At 70.9% G+C, this 17,236-nt stretch carries 15 protein-coding genes; 8 read left to right on the forward strand and 7 right to left on the reverse strand.

Annotated elements, in window-relative coordinates; translation table 11 throughout:
• The first annotated feature begins 126 nt into the window (after positions 1 to 126).
• Entirely contained in the window at positions 127 to 861 is a 735-nt protein-coding gene (locus ACSDR0_RS30735; protein ID WP_435292397.1) for a hypothetical protein, read from the forward strand.
• Positions 862 to 1,401: 540 nt separating this feature from the next.
• Here the strand turns inward: ACSDR0_RS30735 and ACSDR0_RS30740 are convergent.
• Entirely contained in the window at positions 1,402 to 1,689 is a 288-nt protein-coding gene (locus ACSDR0_RS30740) for an HU family DNA-binding protein (protein ID WP_435292398.1), read from the reverse strand.
• A 381-nt stretch (positions 1,690 to 2,070) separates the two neighbouring features.
• Positions 2,071 to 2,244 carry a hypothetical protein gene (locus ACSDR0_RS30745; protein ID WP_362506059.1) on the reverse strand — a complete coding sequence of 58 codons (174 nt, stop codon included), beginning with the start codon at positions 2,242 to 2,244 and terminating at the stop codon, positions 2,071 to 2,073.
• 163 nt (positions 2,245 to 2,407) lie between these two features.
• Here ACSDR0_RS30745 and mihF point away from each other — a divergent pair, with 163 nt between their 5' ends.
• On the forward strand, positions 2,408 to 2,716 hold the full coding sequence (gene mihF, locus ACSDR0_RS30750) for an integration host factor, actinobacterial type (protein WP_344750230.1): 309 nt from the start codon (positions 2,408 to 2,410) through the stop codon (positions 2,714 to 2,716).
• 254 nt (positions 2,717 to 2,970) lie between these two features.
• Here mihF and aceA read toward each other — a convergent pair whose 3' ends face one another.
• The gene (gene aceA / locus ACSDR0_RS30755) at positions 2,971 to 4,263 is read right to left on the reverse strand and encodes an isocitrate lyase (protein WP_435292399.1); all 1,293 of its coding nucleotides are present in this window, start codon (positions 4,261 to 4,263) and stop codon (positions 2,971 to 2,973) included.
• 393 nt (positions 4,264 to 4,656) lie between these two features.
• Here aceA and ACSDR0_RS30760 point away from each other — a divergent pair, with 393 nt between their 5' ends.
• Positions 4,657 to 6,126 carry a helix-turn-helix domain-containing protein gene (locus tag ACSDR0_RS30760; protein ID WP_435292400.1) on the forward strand — a complete coding sequence of 490 codons (1,470 nt, stop codon included), beginning with the start codon at positions 4,657 to 4,659 and terminating at the stop codon, positions 6,124 to 6,126.
• A 4-nt stretch (positions 6,127 to 6,130) separates the two neighbouring features.
• Here the strand turns inward: ACSDR0_RS30760 and ACSDR0_RS30765 are convergent, their stop codons facing one another.
• The gene (locus ACSDR0_RS30765; RefSeq protein ID WP_435292401.1) at positions 6,131 to 8,281 is read right to left on the reverse strand and encodes a hypothetical protein; all 2,151 of its coding nucleotides are present in this window, start codon (positions 8,279 to 8,281) and stop codon (positions 6,131 to 6,133) included.
• Positions 8,282 to 8,412: 131 nt separating this feature from the next.
• On the opposite strand from ACSDR0_RS30765, the gene ACSDR0_RS30770 reads away from it, so the two are divergent.
• Positions 8,413 to 9,363, forward strand: a complete 951-nt coding sequence (locus tag ACSDR0_RS30770) for a glucosyl-3-phosphoglycerate synthase (protein WP_435292402.1) — start codon at positions 8,413 to 8,415, stop codon at positions 9,361 to 9,363.
• Positions 9,364 to 9,505: 142 nt separating this feature from the next.
• On the opposite strand, the gene ACSDR0_RS30775 is transcribed toward ACSDR0_RS30770, so the two are convergent.
• Positions 9,506 to 10,477: a threo-3-hydroxy-L-aspartate ammonia-lyase gene (locus tag ACSDR0_RS30775; RefSeq protein ID WP_435292403.1), complete on the reverse strand. Its 972-nt coding sequence runs from the start codon at positions 10,475 to 10,477 to the stop codon at positions 9,506 to 9,508.
• Positions 10,478 to 10,707: 230 nt separating this feature from the next.
• On the opposite strand from ACSDR0_RS30775, the gene ACSDR0_RS30780 reads away from it, so the two are divergent.
• The gene (locus ACSDR0_RS30780; protein WP_435292404.1) at positions 10,708 to 11,151 is read left to right on the forward strand and encodes a cold-shock protein; all 444 of its coding nucleotides are present in this window, start codon (positions 10,708 to 10,710) and stop codon (positions 11,149 to 11,151) included.
• 119 nt (positions 11,152 to 11,270) lie between these two features.
• Here the strand turns inward: ACSDR0_RS30780 and ACSDR0_RS30785 are convergent, their stop codons facing one another.
• A complete protein-coding gene (locus ACSDR0_RS30785) occupies positions 11,271 to 12,656 on the reverse strand; it encodes a glycoside hydrolase family 16 protein (RefSeq protein WP_435292405.1) in 1,386 nt (461 codons plus the stop codon).
• Positions 12,657 to 13,007: 351 nt separating this feature from the next.
• On the opposite strand from ACSDR0_RS30785, the gene ACSDR0_RS30790 reads away from it, so the two are divergent.
• The 3 genes from ACSDR0_RS30790 to ACSDR0_RS30800 all read left to right on the forward strand — a co-directional run bounded on the left by ACSDR0_RS30790 (position 13,008) and on the right by ACSDR0_RS30800 (position 15,717).
• On the forward strand, positions 13,008 to 13,856 hold the full coding sequence (locus tag ACSDR0_RS30790; protein ID WP_435292406.1) for a copper resistance CopC family protein: 849 nt from the start codon (positions 13,008 to 13,010) through the stop codon (positions 13,854 to 13,856).
• Between the two features lie 160 nt (positions 13,857 to 14,016).
• On the forward strand, positions 14,017 to 14,391 hold the full coding sequence (locus ACSDR0_RS30795) for a hypothetical protein (RefSeq protein ID WP_435292407.1): 375 nt from the start codon (positions 14,017 to 14,019) through the stop codon (positions 14,389 to 14,391).
• A gap of 9 nt (positions 14,392 to 14,400) precedes the next feature.
• Positions 14,401 to 15,717 carry a hypothetical protein gene (locus ACSDR0_RS30800; protein WP_435292408.1) on the forward strand — a complete coding sequence of 439 codons (1,317 nt, stop codon included), beginning with the start codon at positions 14,401 to 14,403 and terminating at the stop codon, positions 15,715 to 15,717.
• A gap of 59 nt (positions 15,718 to 15,776) precedes the next feature.
• On the opposite strand, the gene ACSDR0_RS30805 is transcribed toward ACSDR0_RS30800, so the two are convergent.
• On the reverse strand, positions 15,777 to 16,571 hold the full coding sequence (locus tag ACSDR0_RS30805) for an alpha-lytic protease prodomain-containing protein (protein WP_435292409.1): 795 nt from the start codon (positions 16,569 to 16,571) through the stop codon (positions 15,777 to 15,779).
• Positions 16,572 to 17,236 lie beyond the last annotated feature (665 nt).

Consider the following 17,236-nt stretch of genomic DNA (forward strand, 5'->3'; position numbering starts at 1 on the left):
CGGCTTCCCGGAGCGCGTGGTCGTGAGGGCGGGCGGGGGCCACGCCGCCGGAGGGTCGGGTACGACAAGGGGTGATCTGCGGAAAAGCGATGTTATGCGGGTGATCTTCCCGATACGGTGTCACGCATGGCGACCAAGTTGAACCAGATCCTCGCCGTGGAGAAGGGCGTCAAGTCCGACACCCAGCGCAAGGTGACCGACGCTTACCACACGATCCAGAAGAACGCCCTGCTGTCGGGCCTCTCGCGGACCTACCAGCCTGTCGACGACGAGGGCGAGCGGCTGCCCCCGGAGTCGACCCGGGTGCAGGTGCAGGGTGAGGACCTGCTCAAGCAGGTGGGCGCCGCGCTCACCCGGCTGTTCGACGTCACGGCCACCAAGGACTGGGCCAACTGCTCCGCGCGGGCCGACGTGAAGGTAGACGGCTCCACCCTCCTGGAGGACGTGCCCGTCACCTACCTGCTGTTCCTGGAGAAGCAGCTGGTCGACCTGCACACCTTCGTCGCCAAGCTGCCCGTCCTGGACGCCGCCGAGGCCTGGACGCTGGACCAGTCGACCGACTGCTGGCGGACCGAGCCGGTCAAGACGACCCGTACCAAGAAGGTGCCCCGCAACCACGTCAAGGCGGAGGCCACCGACAAGCACCCGGCCCAGGTCGAGGTCTACCACGAGGACATCGTCGTCGGCTTCTGGACCAAGGTCACCTTCTCGGGAGCCGTGCCGCAGAAGCGGGTCAACGAGCTCCTGGAGCGGGTCGGCAGGCTGCAGAACGCCGTGAAGTTCGCCCGCGAGGAGGCCAACGGCACCGAGATCACCTACCAGCGCGTCGGTGAGAAGGTGCTGGGCTACCTGCTCGGGTAAGATCACAGAACTCCCCGTTGGAGCACGGGGATGCGCGAAAGCGCGGAAGCTGAAACTGAACCGTCAGACTGACACGCGGCCACAGTGGGGGTTCGAGTCCCTCTCCCGGCACCGTCGAGCCGGGATAGCCCAACTGGCAGAGGCAGCCGCTCAAGCTCAGGCTCTCGCTCCAGATTCAGCATTCGCCGCCGGGCGCCGGATCGAGCGGATGCGGGCGACGATGGTCGAGTGCGGGTTCGAGTCCCGCTGGACGCTCCACGTGCGTCTATAACTTAATGGCAGAGTGCGACCTCATCATGAGTGACCCGGATCCTTAAACGTGCCGGTGCCGCGATATGGCGGCACTCCAGGCCCTCGGGGAATGGATACTTCCCCGGGGGCCGCCGTCTTCCCGCCCCCGGTCTCGCCCCGCCCGGCGTCTCGGACGGCGATCCCTCAGGACGGTGACAGCCCCGGACGGTGACGCCCTCGGACGGCGGCGTTCCCGGACGGTGCCGTGACCCGGGAAGGCCCAAGAAGGCCCAAGAAGGCCCGGGAAGGTCAGTCCTTCTTGCGCTGGCGGATCAGGCCCATGAACCCCGGGCTGGGCTTGAACTTCGCCGTCCAGGTCTCCGCGATCTCCAGCGGTTCCCCGGTCTGTGGGTTTCGCCCGGTCCGTGCGGGCTTGTGCACCATCTCGAAGGACCCGAACCCGGGAATCGCCACCTTGTCCTCGGCCGCCACGGCCGTCTGGATCGTCCCCAGGATCGCGTCGAGAGCCGCGGCCGCCTGCCGCCGGGTGAGCCCGGCCTCGGCGGCGGCCTTCTCGATCAGCTCGCGCTTGTTCATGGGGAACAGTTAACGCCATCACCACCCGGTGAATCGAGCCCCATTCTTCCCTCGCCGCCGGGACGGCTCCCCGGGGACCGGACCTCTCGCGGTCCGTCGTCCTTCGCCCGCCGCGCGGGCGGCGCGGGCGCCCGCCGTTTCAGGTGGCGGGCACCCGTCCTCGTTCAGCGGTCGGGCTGGGCGGCCAGCCGTTCCGCCTCGGTGTGCAGTGCCTCGACGAGGATGAGCTCCAGAAGGAGGTCTTCGTCAATGAGGCCGACCAGAACATCCATCGAGCCTCCCTGACTACTCGACGCCCCAGTGGTCGCAGAAGTTGACACGCGTACCGAACAAGACTCCGACATGATCCAACATTGATCGTTCGTATACGGGGAGGCCCGCCTACGCCGGGACCAGCTCCGCCAGGTCGACGTGCTCTCCGACCTCGCGGATGCTCATGCAGTACGCCACGAGGACCCGTCGTCCGTCGATCCGACGGGTGACGAGTAGACAGGGGCCGTCGCGAACCACGATCGCCTCAACCTCGATGCCCTGAGGGCTTCGCCAGATACCCATGAGCCCGAGGCTACGGAGAACCGGGTAAGGGCGGGGTAACCAAACGGGCATATCGTGATGCACAGTACGGGTGTTGTGGATCTATCTGTATGTCCTCCGATGATTAACCGGGTGACTTTGGGTAGCAGGACGCTGGAATTACCGTCATCAGGGAGAAAACACCATGGCTTTGCCCAAGCTCACCCCCGAACAGCGTCAGGCCGCCCTGGTCAAGGCCGCCGAGACCCGCACAGCTCGCGCCAAGCTCCTCGCCGAGGTCAAGAACGGCGCGCTCAGCCTGGAGCAACTGCTTGGCCGTGAGGACGACATCGCCAAGCGCATCAAGGTGTCACAGGCCCTTCGAGCCCTGCCCGGAGTCGGAACGGTCAAGGCCGCGCAGCTGATGGCGCAGGCCGACGTGGACGAGGCACGCCGTCTGGGAGGCCTCGGTACCCAGCAGCGCCGCAAGCTCATCGAGGCCGTCGGCCGCTGAGATGCCCCGCCGTCCGCCGCCCGCCGTTCCCGGGAGGGAGACTCCCGGGAACGCGGGCCGTGGGAGAACGGAGTGCGGGAAGGGCCGGTACGGCCGGTGCGCGGACCGCGAGGGGCGGGGAACGGGGAGGCCCCGCCGTACGGACTCGGGGGAGATCCGTGCGGCGGGGCCTCGGTCGACGACCTGGTCGTCGAGCTCGTCCGGGGAACCGTCCCATGCCCTGGAGGTCGTCCGGGTGAGCTCGGTCCGGAGAGTCAGTGAGCCTCTGCGAACTGCTGCTCCTCCGTCGACCCCTTCAGGGCCGTGGTGGAGGAGTCCGGCGCGATGGCCGTGCTGACCAGGTCGAAGTATCCGGTGCCGACCTCGCGCTGGTGGCGGGTGGCGGTGTAGCCGCGCGCCTCGGAGGCGAACTCGGCCTCCTGGAGCTCGACGTAGGAGGTCATGCCGTCCTCGGCGTAGCCCCGGGCGAGGTCGAACATCGAGTGGTTCAGCGAGTGGAAGCCCGCCAGCGTGATGAACTGGAACTTGTAGCCCATGTGGCCGAGCTCGCGCTGGAACTTGGCGATGGTGGAGTCGTCCAGGTGCTTCTTCCAGTTGAACGAGGGCGAGCAGTTGTAGGACAGCATCTGGTCCGGATACTCGGCCTTGATGGCCTCGGCGAACTCGCGGGCCACGTCCAGGTCCGGCGTGGAGGTCTCCATCCAGAGCAGGTCGGAGTGGGGGGCGTAGGCCAGGCCGCGGGCGATGCAGGCGTCCACGCCGTTGCGGACCCGGTAGAAGCCCTCCGCGGTGCGGTCGCCGGTGGTGAAGGCCTGGTCGCGGGGGTCGACGTCGGTGGTCAGCAGGGTCGCGGCCTGAGCGTCGGTCCGCGCGATGACCAGGGTCGGCACGCCCAGCACGTCCGCCGCGAGGCGGGCGGCGCTGAGGGTCTTGATGTGCTGGCCGGTGGGGACGAGCACCTTGCCGCCCAGGTGGCCGCACTTCTTCTCGGAGGCGAGCTGGTCCTCCCAGTGCACCCCGGCGGCACCCGCGGTGATCATGCCCTTCATCAGCTCGAAGGCGTTCAGCACGCCCCCGAAGCCGGCCTCGGCGTCGGCCACGATCGGCGCCAGCCAGTGCGGCGCGTCCCTGTCGCCCTCCGACCAGGTGATCTGGTCGGCGCGGAGCAGCGCGTTGTTGATGCGCCGCACGACGGCCGGGACCGAGTTGGCCGGGTAGAGGCTCTGGTCGGGGTAGGTCTGGCCGCCGAGGTTGGCGTCGGCGGCGACCTGCCAGCCGGACAGGTAGATGGCCTTGAGCCCGGCCTTGATCTGCTGCACGGCCTGGTTGCCGGTCAGGGCGCCCAGGGCGTGCACGTACTCCTCGGTGTTCAGCAGGTCCCACAGCCGCTCGGCGCCGAGCCGGGCGAGAGTGTGTTCCTCCTGGACGGAGCCCCGGAGTCGAACCACGTCCTCAGCCGTGTAGGTCCGCTCGGTCCCCTTCCAGCGAGGGTTGGTCTCCCACTCGCGCCGCAGCTCGTCTGCGGCTCCCTTGAGGCGATCATTCATCGTGTAACTCCTTTTCGTCCCCTGGGTGGCCTACTTCGAGTGTGTGCCTGGACGAAACGGTCAAACAAGGTCGAGCTGTGCGAAAGAATGGAAATTCTTCTCCTAAGGTCAATACTCGTCGGTATTTGAATGAGAAGAAGTTAATACTTTTCACTATGGACTAGACCAATTCTTGTGTCGGGACCGGGCGCCGGGGTGCCGCCTCCGGAGGCGCGCACCGGTTCCCGCGCGGCGGGAACCTCCGGCGCGCGGGCGCGGCGCTCGCGGTCGCCGGGCCGGAACCCGCCGCCAGGACGACCCCGGCCGGCGCTCCGGGGGCGCGTACGGCGACATTCGCCCCGAGGACCCGCTGGGAGATGAAAATTCCTCGGAAATTTCGTTTAGCATCGGGTCATGGCATCTTTGGTGGGTGAAGAACCGCTTTCCTTGACGCAGGAGCTCGATCTCATCGCGTTCGGCCAGCGGCTGAGACACCTGCGCAAGCAGCGCGGCCTCACCCTCTCCGACCTGGGCGAACGCGTGAGTCGCGCGCCCAGCCAGCTCTCCCTGCTGGAGAACGGCAAGCGCGAGCCGAAGCTGTCGCTGCTGAAGTCCCTGGCCGCCGCGCTCAACGTGCCGATCGAGGAGCTGCTCCGCAGGCAGGCCCCCAACCGGAGGGCCCAGCTGGAGATGGCCCTGGAGGAGGCGCAGCGCGACCCCCTGTACGCCGGGCTCGGCCTGGCCAGGCTGAAGATCTCCGCGCGCGTCCCCAACGACGTGCTCGAACACATCCTCGGCCTCTACGGGGAGCTGCGGTCACGCCAGGCCAGGGGGACCGCCACCCCCGAGGAGGCCCGCGCCGCCAACGCCGAGCTCCGCCGCAAGCAGCGCGAGCAGGGCAACTACTTCGCGGAGATCGAGCAGGCCGCCGCCGAGGCGCTCGCCGCGGTCGGCTACCGCTCGGGCGCGCTGTCGCAGAGCACCGTCCAGGCGCTGGTCAGCCACTTCGGCTACACCGTCCAGACGGTCCAGGACCTGCCACGCACCGTGCGCTCCATCTCCGACCTGCGCAACCGGCGCATCTACGTCAAGCACGAGCAGGTCGGCATGCACACCCCGCGCACGATCCTGCTGCAGACCCTCGGCCACCTCTCCCTCGGCCACCACAGGCCCCGCGACTTCGCCGACTTCCTGCGCCAGCGGACCGAGGCCAACTACTTCGCCGCCGCCGTCCTGGTGCCCGAGGCCGCCGCCGTGCCGTACCTGCGGGAGGCCAAGAAGGACCGCGCGCTGAGCGTGGAGGACCTGCGCGACGTCTTCGCCGTCTCCTACGAGATGGCCGCGCACCGCTTCACCAACCTGGCGACCAATTTCCTCGACCTGGTCTGCCACTTCGTCCGCAACAACGCCGACGGGATCATCTACAAGGCGTACGAGAACGACGGCATCGTCTTCCCCGCCGACGAGCAGGGCGCGATCGAGGGCCAGCGCATGTGCCTGCAGTGGTCCGGGCGCCAGGTCTTCCTGTCACCCGACCGCTTCTCCGTCCACTACCAGTACTCCGACTCGCCCACCGGCACCTACTTCTGCCTCGCCCACGTCGACATCTCGCGCGAGCGCGACTTCGCCATCACCCTGGGCGTCCCCTACCGGGAGTCGCGCTGGTTCCGCGGCCGGGAGACCACCACCCGCACCAAGTCCGGCTGTCCCAGCGGCGACTGCTGCCGCCGCCCGCCCACCGAGCTGACCCAGCGCTGGGAGGGGTACGCCTGGCCCTCGGCCCGCGGCAACTCCCACATCCTGGCCGCGCTGCCGCCGGGGTCCTTCCCCGGGGTGGACGAGGCCGACGTCTACACCTTCCTGGAGCGCCACGCCGCGAGCTGACCACTCACCCCGCGGGCGGGGCGGTCCGGCGCAGAGTCAGGGACGGGTGGCCGTGGAACCGGTAGGCGCCCGCGCCGTCGGAGGCCTGCCCGCGCATGGACCGCAGCACCTCGGCCGGGGGCTCACCGGCGAAGCAGCGCCGGTAGAACTCCCGGGCCAGGCCGCCGCCGGTGGGCCAGAGAGGGGCGACGACCCCGCTCGCGCCCGCGAGCAGGAACGCCTGGGCGTCCCCCGGCTCCTCCAGGAAGACGAACGGGGCACCGGGCAGCTCGTAGCCCAGCGCCTCGGACGCGGACCCGCCGTCCGTGAAGTGGACGATGTCGGGGCCCTGGCCGAGCACGCCCAGGACGTCGCCGAGCGCGGGGGAGACCTGCGTGGCGCCGTACTCCGTCACCAGCGGATGCGCCTGCGCCTCGCCGTACACCACCGCGAGGCGGTCGGCCCGCGCGTTCACGGGAGGGGGCAGCTCGGGACGCCGCCCGCCGAGGGGCCAGCCGCCGGTCACCGCCTGGCAGTTCAGGTAACCGGGGAGCGAGGGGTCGTAGGGCTGCTCCAGCACGGCCAGCTCCCAGGGCACGTGCGGCTCCTGGGAGAGGATCAGCACGCTCGGGCGGCGCGGCGCCACCCGGCCGGCCACCGCGTTCAGCAGCTCCCAGAACCCCCGTGGCACGCGCGAGCCGACCTCCCGGCCCAGCTCCTCGGAGAGACGGCCCTGCCCGGTCAGGTGCCGGCCGAACTCCGAGGCCCGCGCGCCGAGGTCGCAGCGCTCGGCCCGGTCGGGGGTGACGAAGTGCGGCGACCGGTAGGTCCACCACAGCCGTCCCGGCCTGTCGCCGTGGACGATGATCGCCGTCACGTCCGGGGGCTCACCTGTCAGGGACGGGCGGATCCGGGTGCCGGAGACCGGCTCCAGCGCCTCGTGCCCGCCGAGACTGCCGGGCGAGCCGTGGACCGTGATCGCCCGCAGGCCGAACCCGATCACCTGACCCCGCACCGCGTAGGTCGCCTGGATCTGCCGGGCGGCCTCGGGCTCCTCCTGGGCGAGGGCGACCAGGTTGACCACGGCGCGGGGGTACGGCGACGCCTGGTCGGCGCGCAGCAGCACCCGCCATCCGCCGGGCGCGTCGAAGCCCTCGGCGACCAGCTGGATGTCCAAGTCGATCGGCTCGCGCGGTATCGCGGTGCCGTCCTGCCCCTGGCCGGGGGCGACGCCGATCGCCACCTCGGCACCCCAGCCCGCGACCGCCTCGGCGGGAGCCTCGATCAGCGGGATCCCCTCCCACTCGGGCCCCGGCGCCGCGACGGGCACCTCCTTGCGCCGTCTGCGGAAGGCCCCGGTCAGACGGCCGAGAACCGAGGGGCCCCGGCCCTCGGTGGGAGCCGGCGCCGCGGCGGGCGGCTCGGTCAGCGTCGGCGGCGCCGAGGCGGGGGCCGGTGACGGCGGGACCCGTGGTGACGGTTCGTGAGAGGTCTGGGGCGTCTCGGGGGAGAGCGCCTGGGGCGGCGGAGCCTGGGGGAACGGGGACTGGAACGACGGGGGTGCGGAGGAGTGGGGGGACGCGGGGTCCGCCGCCTGGTCGGGGCGCATCCAGTCGGCGCTCATGGCGCCGGTGGACGGCATGTCGCCGTACCCGTCGTCGTAGGCGGCCTCGTCCCCGTGCCGTGGCGCCTGCCGGGAACCCGGCGCCGGACGCTCCTGCCCGCCCGCGTCGGGAAGCATCCAGGCGGGAGTGTAGGAAGCGGTCGCCGGAGCGTCGGCCGGATCCCAGCCGGAGGGGTCCGTACCGTTCGAGGCCGGCGTGGCCCCCCAGGAGGGCGGGGTGGGGCCCGCACCGCCCGGCGGAGGGCCGAGGCTGCTCCCGCCGCCCCCGTGCGAGCCGGACTCGGCGCCCGGCCCCCGGGAGAGCAGGGGAATCACCTGCTCGGCGGTGACGCCCCGGTCCAGGCTCAGCAGCGCGGTGAGCCGTTCCCAGGCGGGTCCGTACTCGGCGACGAGCATGATGACCGCGTCGGCCAGCTGCCCGGGGGGCCGGCTGCCCGCCTCGGCGAGCAGCGGATCCAGCCGCTCGCGAAGCTCGCCGGAGGCGCCGCCCATCAAGCTGTCGAGCTCGTCGCGGACGCCGCGCGCCGCCCGCATCACGGCTACCGGGTTCATGCCGTCCCCCCTCGTTCCGGACTGGACTGATCTTCCCACCTGCGTGGCGGGGACGGGAGCCGGTAGTTGTGGGCAATCGGCGCCACATAGGGTGATACCCCTAACTACCGAGGTGATGGAGAAGGTGGGTCGTGCTGCCTGAGGTCGAGGCCTGGCTACGCGGGCGCACCTCATCCTCGGGTGACTGGGCGCTGCCGGAGCTGCTGAGAGCCAAGGGTGAGACGACGATCAGCGTCGTGCTGCCCGCCCGCGACGAGGAGGAGACGGTCGGGGAGATCGTCGCCGCGATCCGCCGCGATCTCATGGAGGCCGTGCCGCTCGTCGACGAGCTCGTGGTCATCGACTCCCGCTCCGTCGACGAGACCGCCGTACGCGCCGCGCGGGCGGGGGCGACGGTGATCGCCCAGGACGAGGTCCTGCCCGATCTCAAACCGCTGGACGGCAAGGGCGAGGCGCTCTGGAAGTCCCTCGCCGCGACCTCCGGTGACCTGCTGGTCTTCGTCGACGCCGACCTGCGTGAGTTCCGCACGTCCTTCGTGACGGGGCTGCTCGGCCCGCTGCTCGCAGACCCGGCGGTGGTCTACGTCAAGGGCTGCTACGACCGCCCCCTGCAGAACGTGCAGAGCGGCGGCGGGCGGGTCACCGAGCTGGTCGCGCGCCCCCTGCTCAACCTGCACTGGCCACGGCTGGCCGGGTTCGTGCAACCTCTCGCGGGGGAGTACGCCGGGCGCAGGTCCGTGCTGGAGAGCGTCCCGTTCGTCACCGGTTACGGTGTGGAGATCGCCCTGCTGATCGACCTGCTCGATCTCGCCGGCCTCGACGCCCTGGCCCAGGTCGACCTGGGCCGCCGGGTGCACTCCCACCAGTCGACGGAGGCGCTCGGCGGGATGGCCGCCCAGATCCTGCAGACCTCCTGGTCGCGCCTGGAGCGCCAGAACATGATGGTCTCCCTGCACCGGCCCTCTCCCCGCCTGGCCCAGTTCCGCCGGGGCGCGAACGGCCACCAGGTGAGCATCCGGGACGTCGCCGTCGCCGAACGCCCCCCGATGGTCACGATCCCCGCCTACCGCTCCGCCCGCTGACCACGCCGTACGGCCGGGATCCCGGCGACGGGGACATCGGCGGATCGGCGGACGCCCTCACGGCGAGGGCCGGGTTCGTCTCACGGCCCCGCGCGAACCGCCCCTGGAACCGGCTCTCCGGACCGGCCCTCAGGCGCGGCGGTCAGGAGGCCAGCAGTGACGCGTAGCGCTCCAGGTCGACGTTGCCGCCGCTGACGATCACACCGACCCGCTTCCCGCCCAGCTGGGCGGCGAGGTCGCGGACGGCGGCCAGGCCGAGGCACCCGGTGGGCTCGACGACGATCTTCATGGCGGATCCGAAGAGCTTCATGGCGTCGACGAGCTCGGCGTCGGTGGCGGTGAAGATGTCGTCGACCTCGCGGCGGATGATCTCGAACGTGTGGGTGCCGAGCCGCTGGGTCTGCGCGCCGTCGGCGATGGTCTTGGGCGTGTCGATCTGGACGATGGAGCCCTGGCGCAGCGACCGCCGCCCGTCGTCGCCCGCCTCCGGCTCGACGCCGTACAGCGCGCAGCCGGGCGACAGCGCGCGGGCCGACAGCGCCGTGCCGGAGAGCAGCCCGCCCCCGCCCAGGGGTACGAAGAGCGCGTCGAGGTCGCCGACCTCGTCGAACAGCTCCTTGGCGGCGGTGCCCTGACCGGCGATCACGTCGGGGTGGTCGTACGGCGGGATCAGCGTGAGGCCGCGGTCGGCGGCCAGCGCGCGGCCGATCTCCTCCCGGTGCCCGGTGTAGCGGTCGTAGCGGATGATCTTCCCGCCGTACCCCTCGGTGGCGGCCACCTTCGAGGCCGGGGCGTCGTGCGGCATGATGATCGTGGCCGGGATGCCGAGCAGCCGGGCGGCCAGGGCGACCGCCTGGGCGTGGTTGCCCGAGGAATAGGTGATCACGCCGGAGCTTCGCTGCTCGGGGGTGAACCGCGACAGCGCGTTGAACGCGCCACGGAACTTGAAGGCGCCCATCCGCTGGAAGTTCTCGCACTTGAAGACCACGTCGGCGCCGACACTCTCGTTGATCCGGCGTGAGCGCAGCACGGGGGTGCGGTGGGCCTGCGGCGCGATGCGGTCGGCGGCGCTCAGGACGTCGTCGTAGGTCGGTGACGTCGGTGACGGGGACATCGGCTGCCTCTTCTCTGTCGGCACGACTACGGACCCGAAGCCTGGCACTCCCGCCGAACGGGCGGGGTGCCGGGGTGCCGTGCGGGGTGTCACGGAATCGATGCGGACACGGCGCGCCATCCGGTCTAGCATCGGGTCGTCCGGCGTGACGGGCAGGCCGGATTCACTGGCCGGACAGTTCCGGAAAGTGAATGCGAAGCGGTGCGATTCTCTGCGTAGGTGGTGTTGTGGTGGCAGTTGGCACGATCCTTCGTTTCGATGAGGTACGCGGGTACGGTTTCATCGCCGCTGTCGGCGGGGGCGAGGATGTGTTCTTCCACGCCAACGACTTCGGTGAGAGCCGGCATGTCGTCCAGCCCGGTCTGCGGGTGGAGTACGAGGTCATGGAGGGCGAGCGCGGCCTGAAGGTCTCGACCGTCAGCCTCCTGGACCCGCCGCCGGCCCGGCGGCCGGTCGCGGCGGTGGCGACGGCGGCCCCCTCGGCCGTCTCCGTGGCCTCGCAGCAGCTCGGCGACGACGACGGTGTGTGCGACGTGTTGTCGGCGAAGTCCTTCAGCGGCGCGGTGACCGAGCTGCTCATCGAGCACGCGCCCACGCTGACGGGCGCGCAGATCGGGCAGGTCAGGCATCGTTTCCTGGCGTTCGCCCGATCCCACGGCTGGGTCGACGACTGAGGTCTCCGGTGGCGGGCCGGGCGCGGTGAGCACGGTGGGCACGGTGGGCACGGCCTCGAGCGTCGCGGCCTGCGCGTCCTGGGGGACGCGCAGGCCGCGACGGGACCGACCGCCGGGGTTCAGTTGCCGAAGGAGAACCAGTTGAGGTTGACGAAGTCGGCGGGCTGCCCGCTGCTGAAGGTGACGTAGACCGTGTGGGTCCCGGTCACCGCGCCGATGTTGGCCGGGACCGTGCGCCAGCTCTGCCAGCCTCCCGTGTTGCCGAGGGCGAAGTCGCCGATCGGAGTGGCCGTCGGGCTGCCGAGGCGCACCTGGACCAGCCCGCTGACCCCTCCGCCCGCCCCGGACGCGACGCGGGCGTTGAACTGGGTGGCCGCCGTGCCGCCGAAGTTCACACCGTCGAAGCGAAGCCAGTCACCGTTGCCGATCTGCGCGACGTTCTGCCCGCCACCGCTGTCCGTGGTGGTCTCCAGCGACGTGCCCGACTGTGCCTGGTAGCGCTCGGCCTGGATGGTCGAGCGGGCGTCCACCCCGCCCGGGGAAGGCGTGATCGTCGGGCTGGGGTTGGAGCCGGAGCCGCTCTGCCAGACGGCCACGTAGTCGACGAGCATCGGGCGTCCCGAGACCGTGGCGGCGGTCGGGGTCGGCCCGGCCAGCGCGTTGGGGAACGCCCCGCCCATGGCCACGTTGAGCAGCAGGAAGTAGCCCTGGTGGCCGGTCATGGCGTTCCAGGTCCCGGCGTCGAACTGCGACTGGCTGACGCTGTGGAACTGCTGCCCGTCGACGTACCAGCGCAACTGGTTCGGCGTGACGGCGCGGTCCCACTCGAAGCGGTAGGTGTGGAACGCCGACTGGCAGGAGGAGCCGGGGCACGCCCTGCTGGCGCCGAGGCCGGTGGTCTCGTTGCAGGGCCCGCCGGGGTTCACGCCGCAGTGGAGCACGCCCCAGACGGAGTTGATGCCGTTGACGTTCTCCATGATGTCGAACTCGCCGATGCCGGGCCAGTTCCAGTAGTTGCCGCGGTACGGTGCTCCCAGCGCCCAGAAGGCGGGCCAGTAGCCCAGGGCCGCGCTGCCGGTGACGTTGGGCATCTGGAGGCGGCTCTCGATGCGCAGGACGCGCCCGGCGGCGGGCTTGAAGTCCGAGCGGTGGGTCTCGATGCGGCCCGACGTCCACTCGTTCCCGCTCTTTATCGGGGTGATGCGCAGGTTCCCGCCGCCGTCGAGACTCAGGTTGGCGGGGCTGTTGGTGTAGCGCTGGACCTCACCGGTGCCCCAGTTGGCGGGGCCGCCCGGGTAGGCGTGGCCGGTGTCGACGATCCAGTTGGCGGAGGAGGGGAGTGACCCGGCGCCGCCGGTGAAGTCGTCGCTCCAGACCAGGGACCACCCGGAGGGTGTCGGCGGTACGGAGGCGTGGGCGGTGATCGCGATCAGTGTCGGCACCAGCGCGGCGGCGATGACCGAGATCCATCCAAGAGAGCGCTTTCTTCGTGGGGGGTGGCTCATTCGGGACCTCTCACAGGGCGAACGAGATGGACGGCCGTACGTCGCTGCAGCGTAAAGACCGATTGATCTCACTGTTACGCGAAGGTTAAGTTTGGTCAACACCCGAACGCAAAAATCCTGAGAGCGCTCTCAAGGCCCGGCCGCCGGGTGTGGAGGAGCCCGCCGCGTGCCGTGGAGCGGGTGCGGGACGGCATGGCTCACAATCCCCGACGCTCTTCGGTTGGATACGAGCCAAAGTTCTGTTCATATGGGACAAAAGCGGCTACTCTCGACGGGAATTGACCTTGAGTGGTCGAAATCGCCCGCGGTTCCCATGGCCAGTGGGCCATCCGGTGGAGAGCAGAGGTGGCGATGACGCGCTGGTTGGGCCAGCTGCTCGTGCTGGCCGTTGTCACCTGCGTCGCGCTGACCGCTCTCGCGACGCCCGCGTCCGCGCACGGCCAGCTCGCGATGTCGACGCCGGCCAAGGACAGCACGGTGACCGAGCCGATGGAGTCGCTCGCGCTCTACTTCACCGAGAAGCCCGCCCCGAACGCGTACTTCGCCGTCACCACCCCCAGCGGCGCCCGCCTGGATCAGCCCTGGTCGCACGGGCAGCCCAAACGCCTCGACGAGCCGGTCACGGAGTACAACCTCGTGGACGGCAAGTGGCAGCCGAGCCTCTACCACACCGGTTTCCCGGCGACCGTCCCGGTCGCCTACTGGCCGGAGCAGGGCCTGTACGTCGCCCGCTACGTGTCGGTCGCCTCGGACGGCGAGAAGGTCAGCGGAGAGGTCCGGTTCACCTACAAGGGCCGGATGTCGAAGGCGCCCAAGGGCTGGAAGGCCCCCACGAACGAGCCCGACCCCGCGCTGTCCGCCAAGGTGGAACCCAGCACCGCCGTACCGTCGGCCGGAGCGGCCGCACCCGTCACCCCCCAGGCCACCCCTCAGGCCGCGGCTTCGAACGCGCCCCAGGCCGCCTCGGGCTTCGACCTGTCGGTGTGGCTGCTGCCCGCCGTCCTCGTCGTCGGAGTGGGGTTCATGGTGGTCAGGGCGGCGCGGCGGCCGTCGCCCCGTGGTGCGAAGGTGGGGCGGCGCCCGCCGCCCGCGAGAACGCCTCCGGGGCGGCCCGCGGCCGCGTCGCGCGGGACACGGAGCGCCAAAGCGGCCAAGAGCGCCAAGACCGCCAAGGCTGCCAAGGCCGTCAAACGGCGCTGACCCGCCGCCCGCACCCCGGCTCCGCCGACGCCGTGCCCTCCCGCTCCTGTCCCCGCCCCCGCTTTTGTCCCCGTACCGATTCGCCGTCCCAGTCCCCGCCCCCGCCGGCTCGCCGCCTCTCGCGTCGGCCTGACACCCCCTACCCCCCAGGAGAACAGTCATGACGTCCCCCCTTGCCCGCCGCCGCCCGCTGCTCGCCGCGCTCATGCTCGGCGTGACCCTGCTGATGGCAGTGGCCTGCGGCTCGCCCACCGCGGCCCCCGGCGCCTCGACGGTCAAGGAGATCACGGTGACCATCGCCGGTCGGCAGGTGACGCCCCCGCCCGGACGGATCGACGTGGCCAAGGGCCAGACGGTACGGATCACGGTGACCGGTGACGCGGTCGACGAGGCGCACGTCCACGGCTACGACAAGGCGGCGGACCTGAAGCCGGGAGTCCCCGCGACGATCGAGTTCGTCGCGGACCAGGACGGTCTGTTCGAGGTCGAGACCCACGAGTCGAAGCTGCAGCTCTGCCAGCTCGTGGTGCGCTAGGCCCGCGTGATGTTTCTGGCTCACGGCATCGGCGGTCGCCAGGACCTGCCGATCCCGTTCTCGGCCGCGCTGATCGGCGCGATTCTCGCCCTGCTGGTGTCGTTCGTGGCGCTGGGCGCCCTGTGGACCGAGCCCCGGCTGGGCACCGACGTCCGTCACCCCCGCCCGCTGGTCTCCCTGGTCCAAAGGATGGTCTCCGCGCGGGCATGGCCGTGGTTCTGGCGTGTCGCCGGGCTCGTCGCCGCGGCGTACTTCTGCGTCGGCCTGATCTTCGGCCCGGACCGGGTCGAGAATCCCACGGCAGGGGTGTTCTACGTCCTGTTCTGGGTCGGCCTGGTGCCGCTCTCGCTGCTGTTCGGGCCGGTGTGGCCGGTCCTCAACCCGCTGCGGACGCTGCACCTGCTGGCCTGCCGGGGACTCGGACGCGACCCCGGCACCGGGGTGCGACCGCTGCCACCGGGGATCGGCTACTGGCCCGCGGCGGGCGGCCTCCTCGCCTTCGTCTGGCTGGAACTGGTCGCCCCGGAACGGGCCACCCTGCCCGTCATCGGGGCCTGGCTCGCCGTGTACGTCGTGTTCATGCTCGGGGGAGCGGTGCTCTTCGGGTCGCGCTGGTTCGACCACGCGGACGCGTTCGAGGTCTACAGCACCCTCGTCGGCCGGCTCGCCCCGGTGGTGAGACGCCCCGACGGTGTCGTGACCTGGCGCAACTCGCTCGACGGCATGGCCGGGCTCCGGCCGGTGCCGGGGCTGACGGTGCTGGTGGTGGTGCTCCTCGGCTCCACCATGTACGACAGCCTCTCCAACGCCCCGATCTGGGTGCGCCTCGTGCAGGAGAGTTCGGTGCCGGCGCCGGTCATGGGGACGGTGGGCCTGCTCACCGTCATCGGCCTGGTGCTCGCGGCGTACCGCGGCGCGACCGCGCTGGCCGGCCGCTGGGGTGCCGCGGAGCCGGGTACGACGGCGGGTGAGCTCGCCCACGCGGTCGTCCCGATCGCCGTCGGGTACGTGGTCGCCCACTACTACACGCTCCTCCTCCTCGAAGGGCAGCGGACCCTCGCCCTGCTCTCCGACCCGCTGGACACCGGCGCCAACTGGCTGGGCACCGCGGGGTGGACCGTCCAGGCGGTCGGCACCTCCCCCGCCGGGATCGCCATGCTCCAGGTGACGGTCATCGTCGTCGGTCACGTCCTCGGCACCGTGCTCGCCCACGACCGCGCGCTGGCCCTGTTCCCGCGCAGGACCGCCGTCATCGGGCAGATTCCCCTCCTCGTGCTGATGGTGGCTTACACGGTGGTGGGCCTGCTTCTCCTCTTCGCGGGCTGACCCGCCCCGCCACCGGACCGGCGGGGACCTGGGCGGGAACAGGGCCGGCGTGGTGGGCGTCACCTCAGGGTGTGGGGGTGGGAGTTCGCGGGGCGCGGGTCCTCCAGGGAGGGCAGCACGACCACCAGGCTCGTGTCCATCCCGATGGACACGATGGCGGCCTCGGTCGCCGAGGCGTACCTGGACAGGATGACGACCCTGTTGTTCCGTACGTCGACGTAGCGCACGCTCCCCCCGATCGGGCTGGCGGGCAGGGCGCCGTCGAGCCTCCGCTTGATCGCCCTGAGCGTCTCCAGTGACACGCGGACGACCTGGGCCCTGGCGCCCGCGGCGGTGATCCTTGGAATGTCGGCGGCGCTGGTGGTGGCGATCATGAGGGTCTGCGCGAGGATTCCCGTGAACCAGGAGCCGCCGAAACGGCTGCCGAGCTCCTGGCGCAGCCGCGCCTCGACCACTGTCAGCCGGGCCTCGTTGAGGAGCCGCGCCTCGACCTGCGCCCTGGTGAGACCGAGGTCGCGCTGGAGCGCCTCGATGAGGCCCGGCGGCGGGTTCAGCACGACGGGGGCGTTCGGAGTCCCCGGTGCGGGGGCGGCGGGGCGGGCCACCGGGGTGGGCGTGGTGCCCGCGGGAAGAGCCACCGGGGCGGGCATGATGCCCACCGGCCGGGGTGGGGTGACGGCGGGAAGAGGTGCCGGGACAATGCCCGACGGCGGGGACGGGGCGACGGCGGGGAGAGATACCGGGGCGCGGGCGGTGCCCGCCGCCCAGCGCGCGGCGGCGGACGGAAGGGGCGTCAGGGCGAGCGCGGTGATCGCCAGGAGGCATCCAGTGACGGCGATGTGGCTGCGGGGCATGTGATCTCTCCTCGACCTCGGCGTGCGAAGCGTGAGGGGGGAGGTCATCCCACATCGCCGGTTGGTCGTGCGAGATGGGCACCGCCACCCTAATCCAGTCGTAGCCTCTCCGGAGCGGGAAAGCCGGGCGCCACGCGGGCCGGATGATCTCGGGTGGCGACGCCGGCACGCTCCGGCCAGGGCAGGGGGTGGTGACAGCGCGGATCCGGCATGTGGGGCCTTGCCCTCGGTGGCGGGGCGTTGACCAGGCCGGACTATGCGAGACCAGGCCGAACCGGGCCTAACCAGGCGGGACCAGGCTGAGCCGGTCCGAGCCCGACCGGCTTGGACCGAGCCTGGGGAAGTCCGGGAGAGACCGGGAGGGCCAGAGCGGGCGCCCGCCGGCCGTGTGCTCGGACGTCGAGGGCCGGACGCCGAGGGCCGGACGACGATTGGATGCGACCCAGATCGATGCGGGCACTGCTGGACCAAGTCCTATGAGCCACCAAGAAGGCTGCCATCAGTAGGTATAAGCCAGTTTATCCGTGATAACGGACTGGACTTCTCGCCCAATCGGCGGGGATCAAAGCCATGCTGGTTGAAACGTAGCCGAAACAGGAGATATGTTTTGATTTGATGCTTCAGCGGTAACGTGATGGCCAACATGTCAGTGGGCATGTGCTCGA

It is taken from the genome of Streptosporangium sp. G11, assembly GCF_051192615.1.
In the GTDB taxonomy this organism is placed as follows: Bacteria; Actinomycetota; Actinomycetes; order Streptosporangiales; family Streptosporangiaceae; genus Streptosporangium.

Excerpts from the sequence above, each read along its gene's own strand:
- ACSDR0_RS30735 (WP_435292397.1), top strand. The coding sequence starts at position 127 with ATGGCGACCAAGTTGAACCAGATCCTCGCCGTGGAGAAGGGCGTCAAG.
- ACSDR0_RS30740 (WP_435292398.1), bottom strand. The coding sequence starts at position 1,689 with ATGAACAAGCGCGAGCTGATCGAGAAGGCCGCCGCCGAGGCCGGGCTC.
- ACSDR0_RS30745 (WP_362506059.1), bottom strand. The coding sequence starts at position 2,244 with ATGGGTATCTGGCGAAGCCCTCAGGGCATCGAGGTTGAGGCGATCGTG.
- mihF (WP_344750230.1), top strand. The coding sequence starts at position 2,408 with ATGGCTTTGCCCAAGCTCACCCCCGAACAGCGTCAGGCCGCCCTGGTC.
- aceA (WP_435292399.1), bottom strand. The coding sequence starts at position 4,263 with ATGAATGATCGCCTCAAGGGAGCCGCAGACGAGCTGCGGCGCGAGTGG.
- ACSDR0_RS30760 (WP_435292400.1), top strand. The coding sequence starts at position 4,657 with ATGGCATCTTTGGTGGGTGAAGAACCGCTTTCCTTGACGCAGGAGCTC.
- ACSDR0_RS30765 (WP_435292401.1), bottom strand. The coding sequence starts at position 8,281 with ATGAACCCGGTAGCCGTGATGCGGGCGGCGCGCGGCGTCCGCGACGAG.
- ACSDR0_RS30775 (WP_435292403.1), bottom strand. The coding sequence starts at position 10,477 with ATGTCCCCGTCACCGACGTCACCGACCTACGACGACGTCCTGAGCGCC.
- ACSDR0_RS30785 (WP_435292405.1), bottom strand. The coding sequence starts at position 12,656 with ATGAGCCACCCCCCACGAAGAAAGCGCTCTCTTGGATGGATCTCGGTC.
- ACSDR0_RS30790 (WP_435292406.1), top strand. The coding sequence starts at position 13,008 with ATGACGCGCTGGTTGGGCCAGCTGCTCGTGCTGGCCGTTGTCACCTGC.
- ACSDR0_RS30795 (WP_435292407.1), top strand. The coding sequence starts at position 14,017 with ATGACGTCCCCCCTTGCCCGCCGCCGCCCGCTGCTCGCCGCGCTCATG.
- ACSDR0_RS30800 (WP_435292408.1), top strand. The coding sequence starts at position 14,401 with ATGTTTCTGGCTCACGGCATCGGCGGTCGCCAGGACCTGCCGATCCCG.
- ACSDR0_RS30805 (WP_435292409.1), bottom strand. The coding sequence starts at position 16,571 with ATGCCCCGCAGCCACATCGCCGTCACTGGATGCCTCCTGGCGATCACC.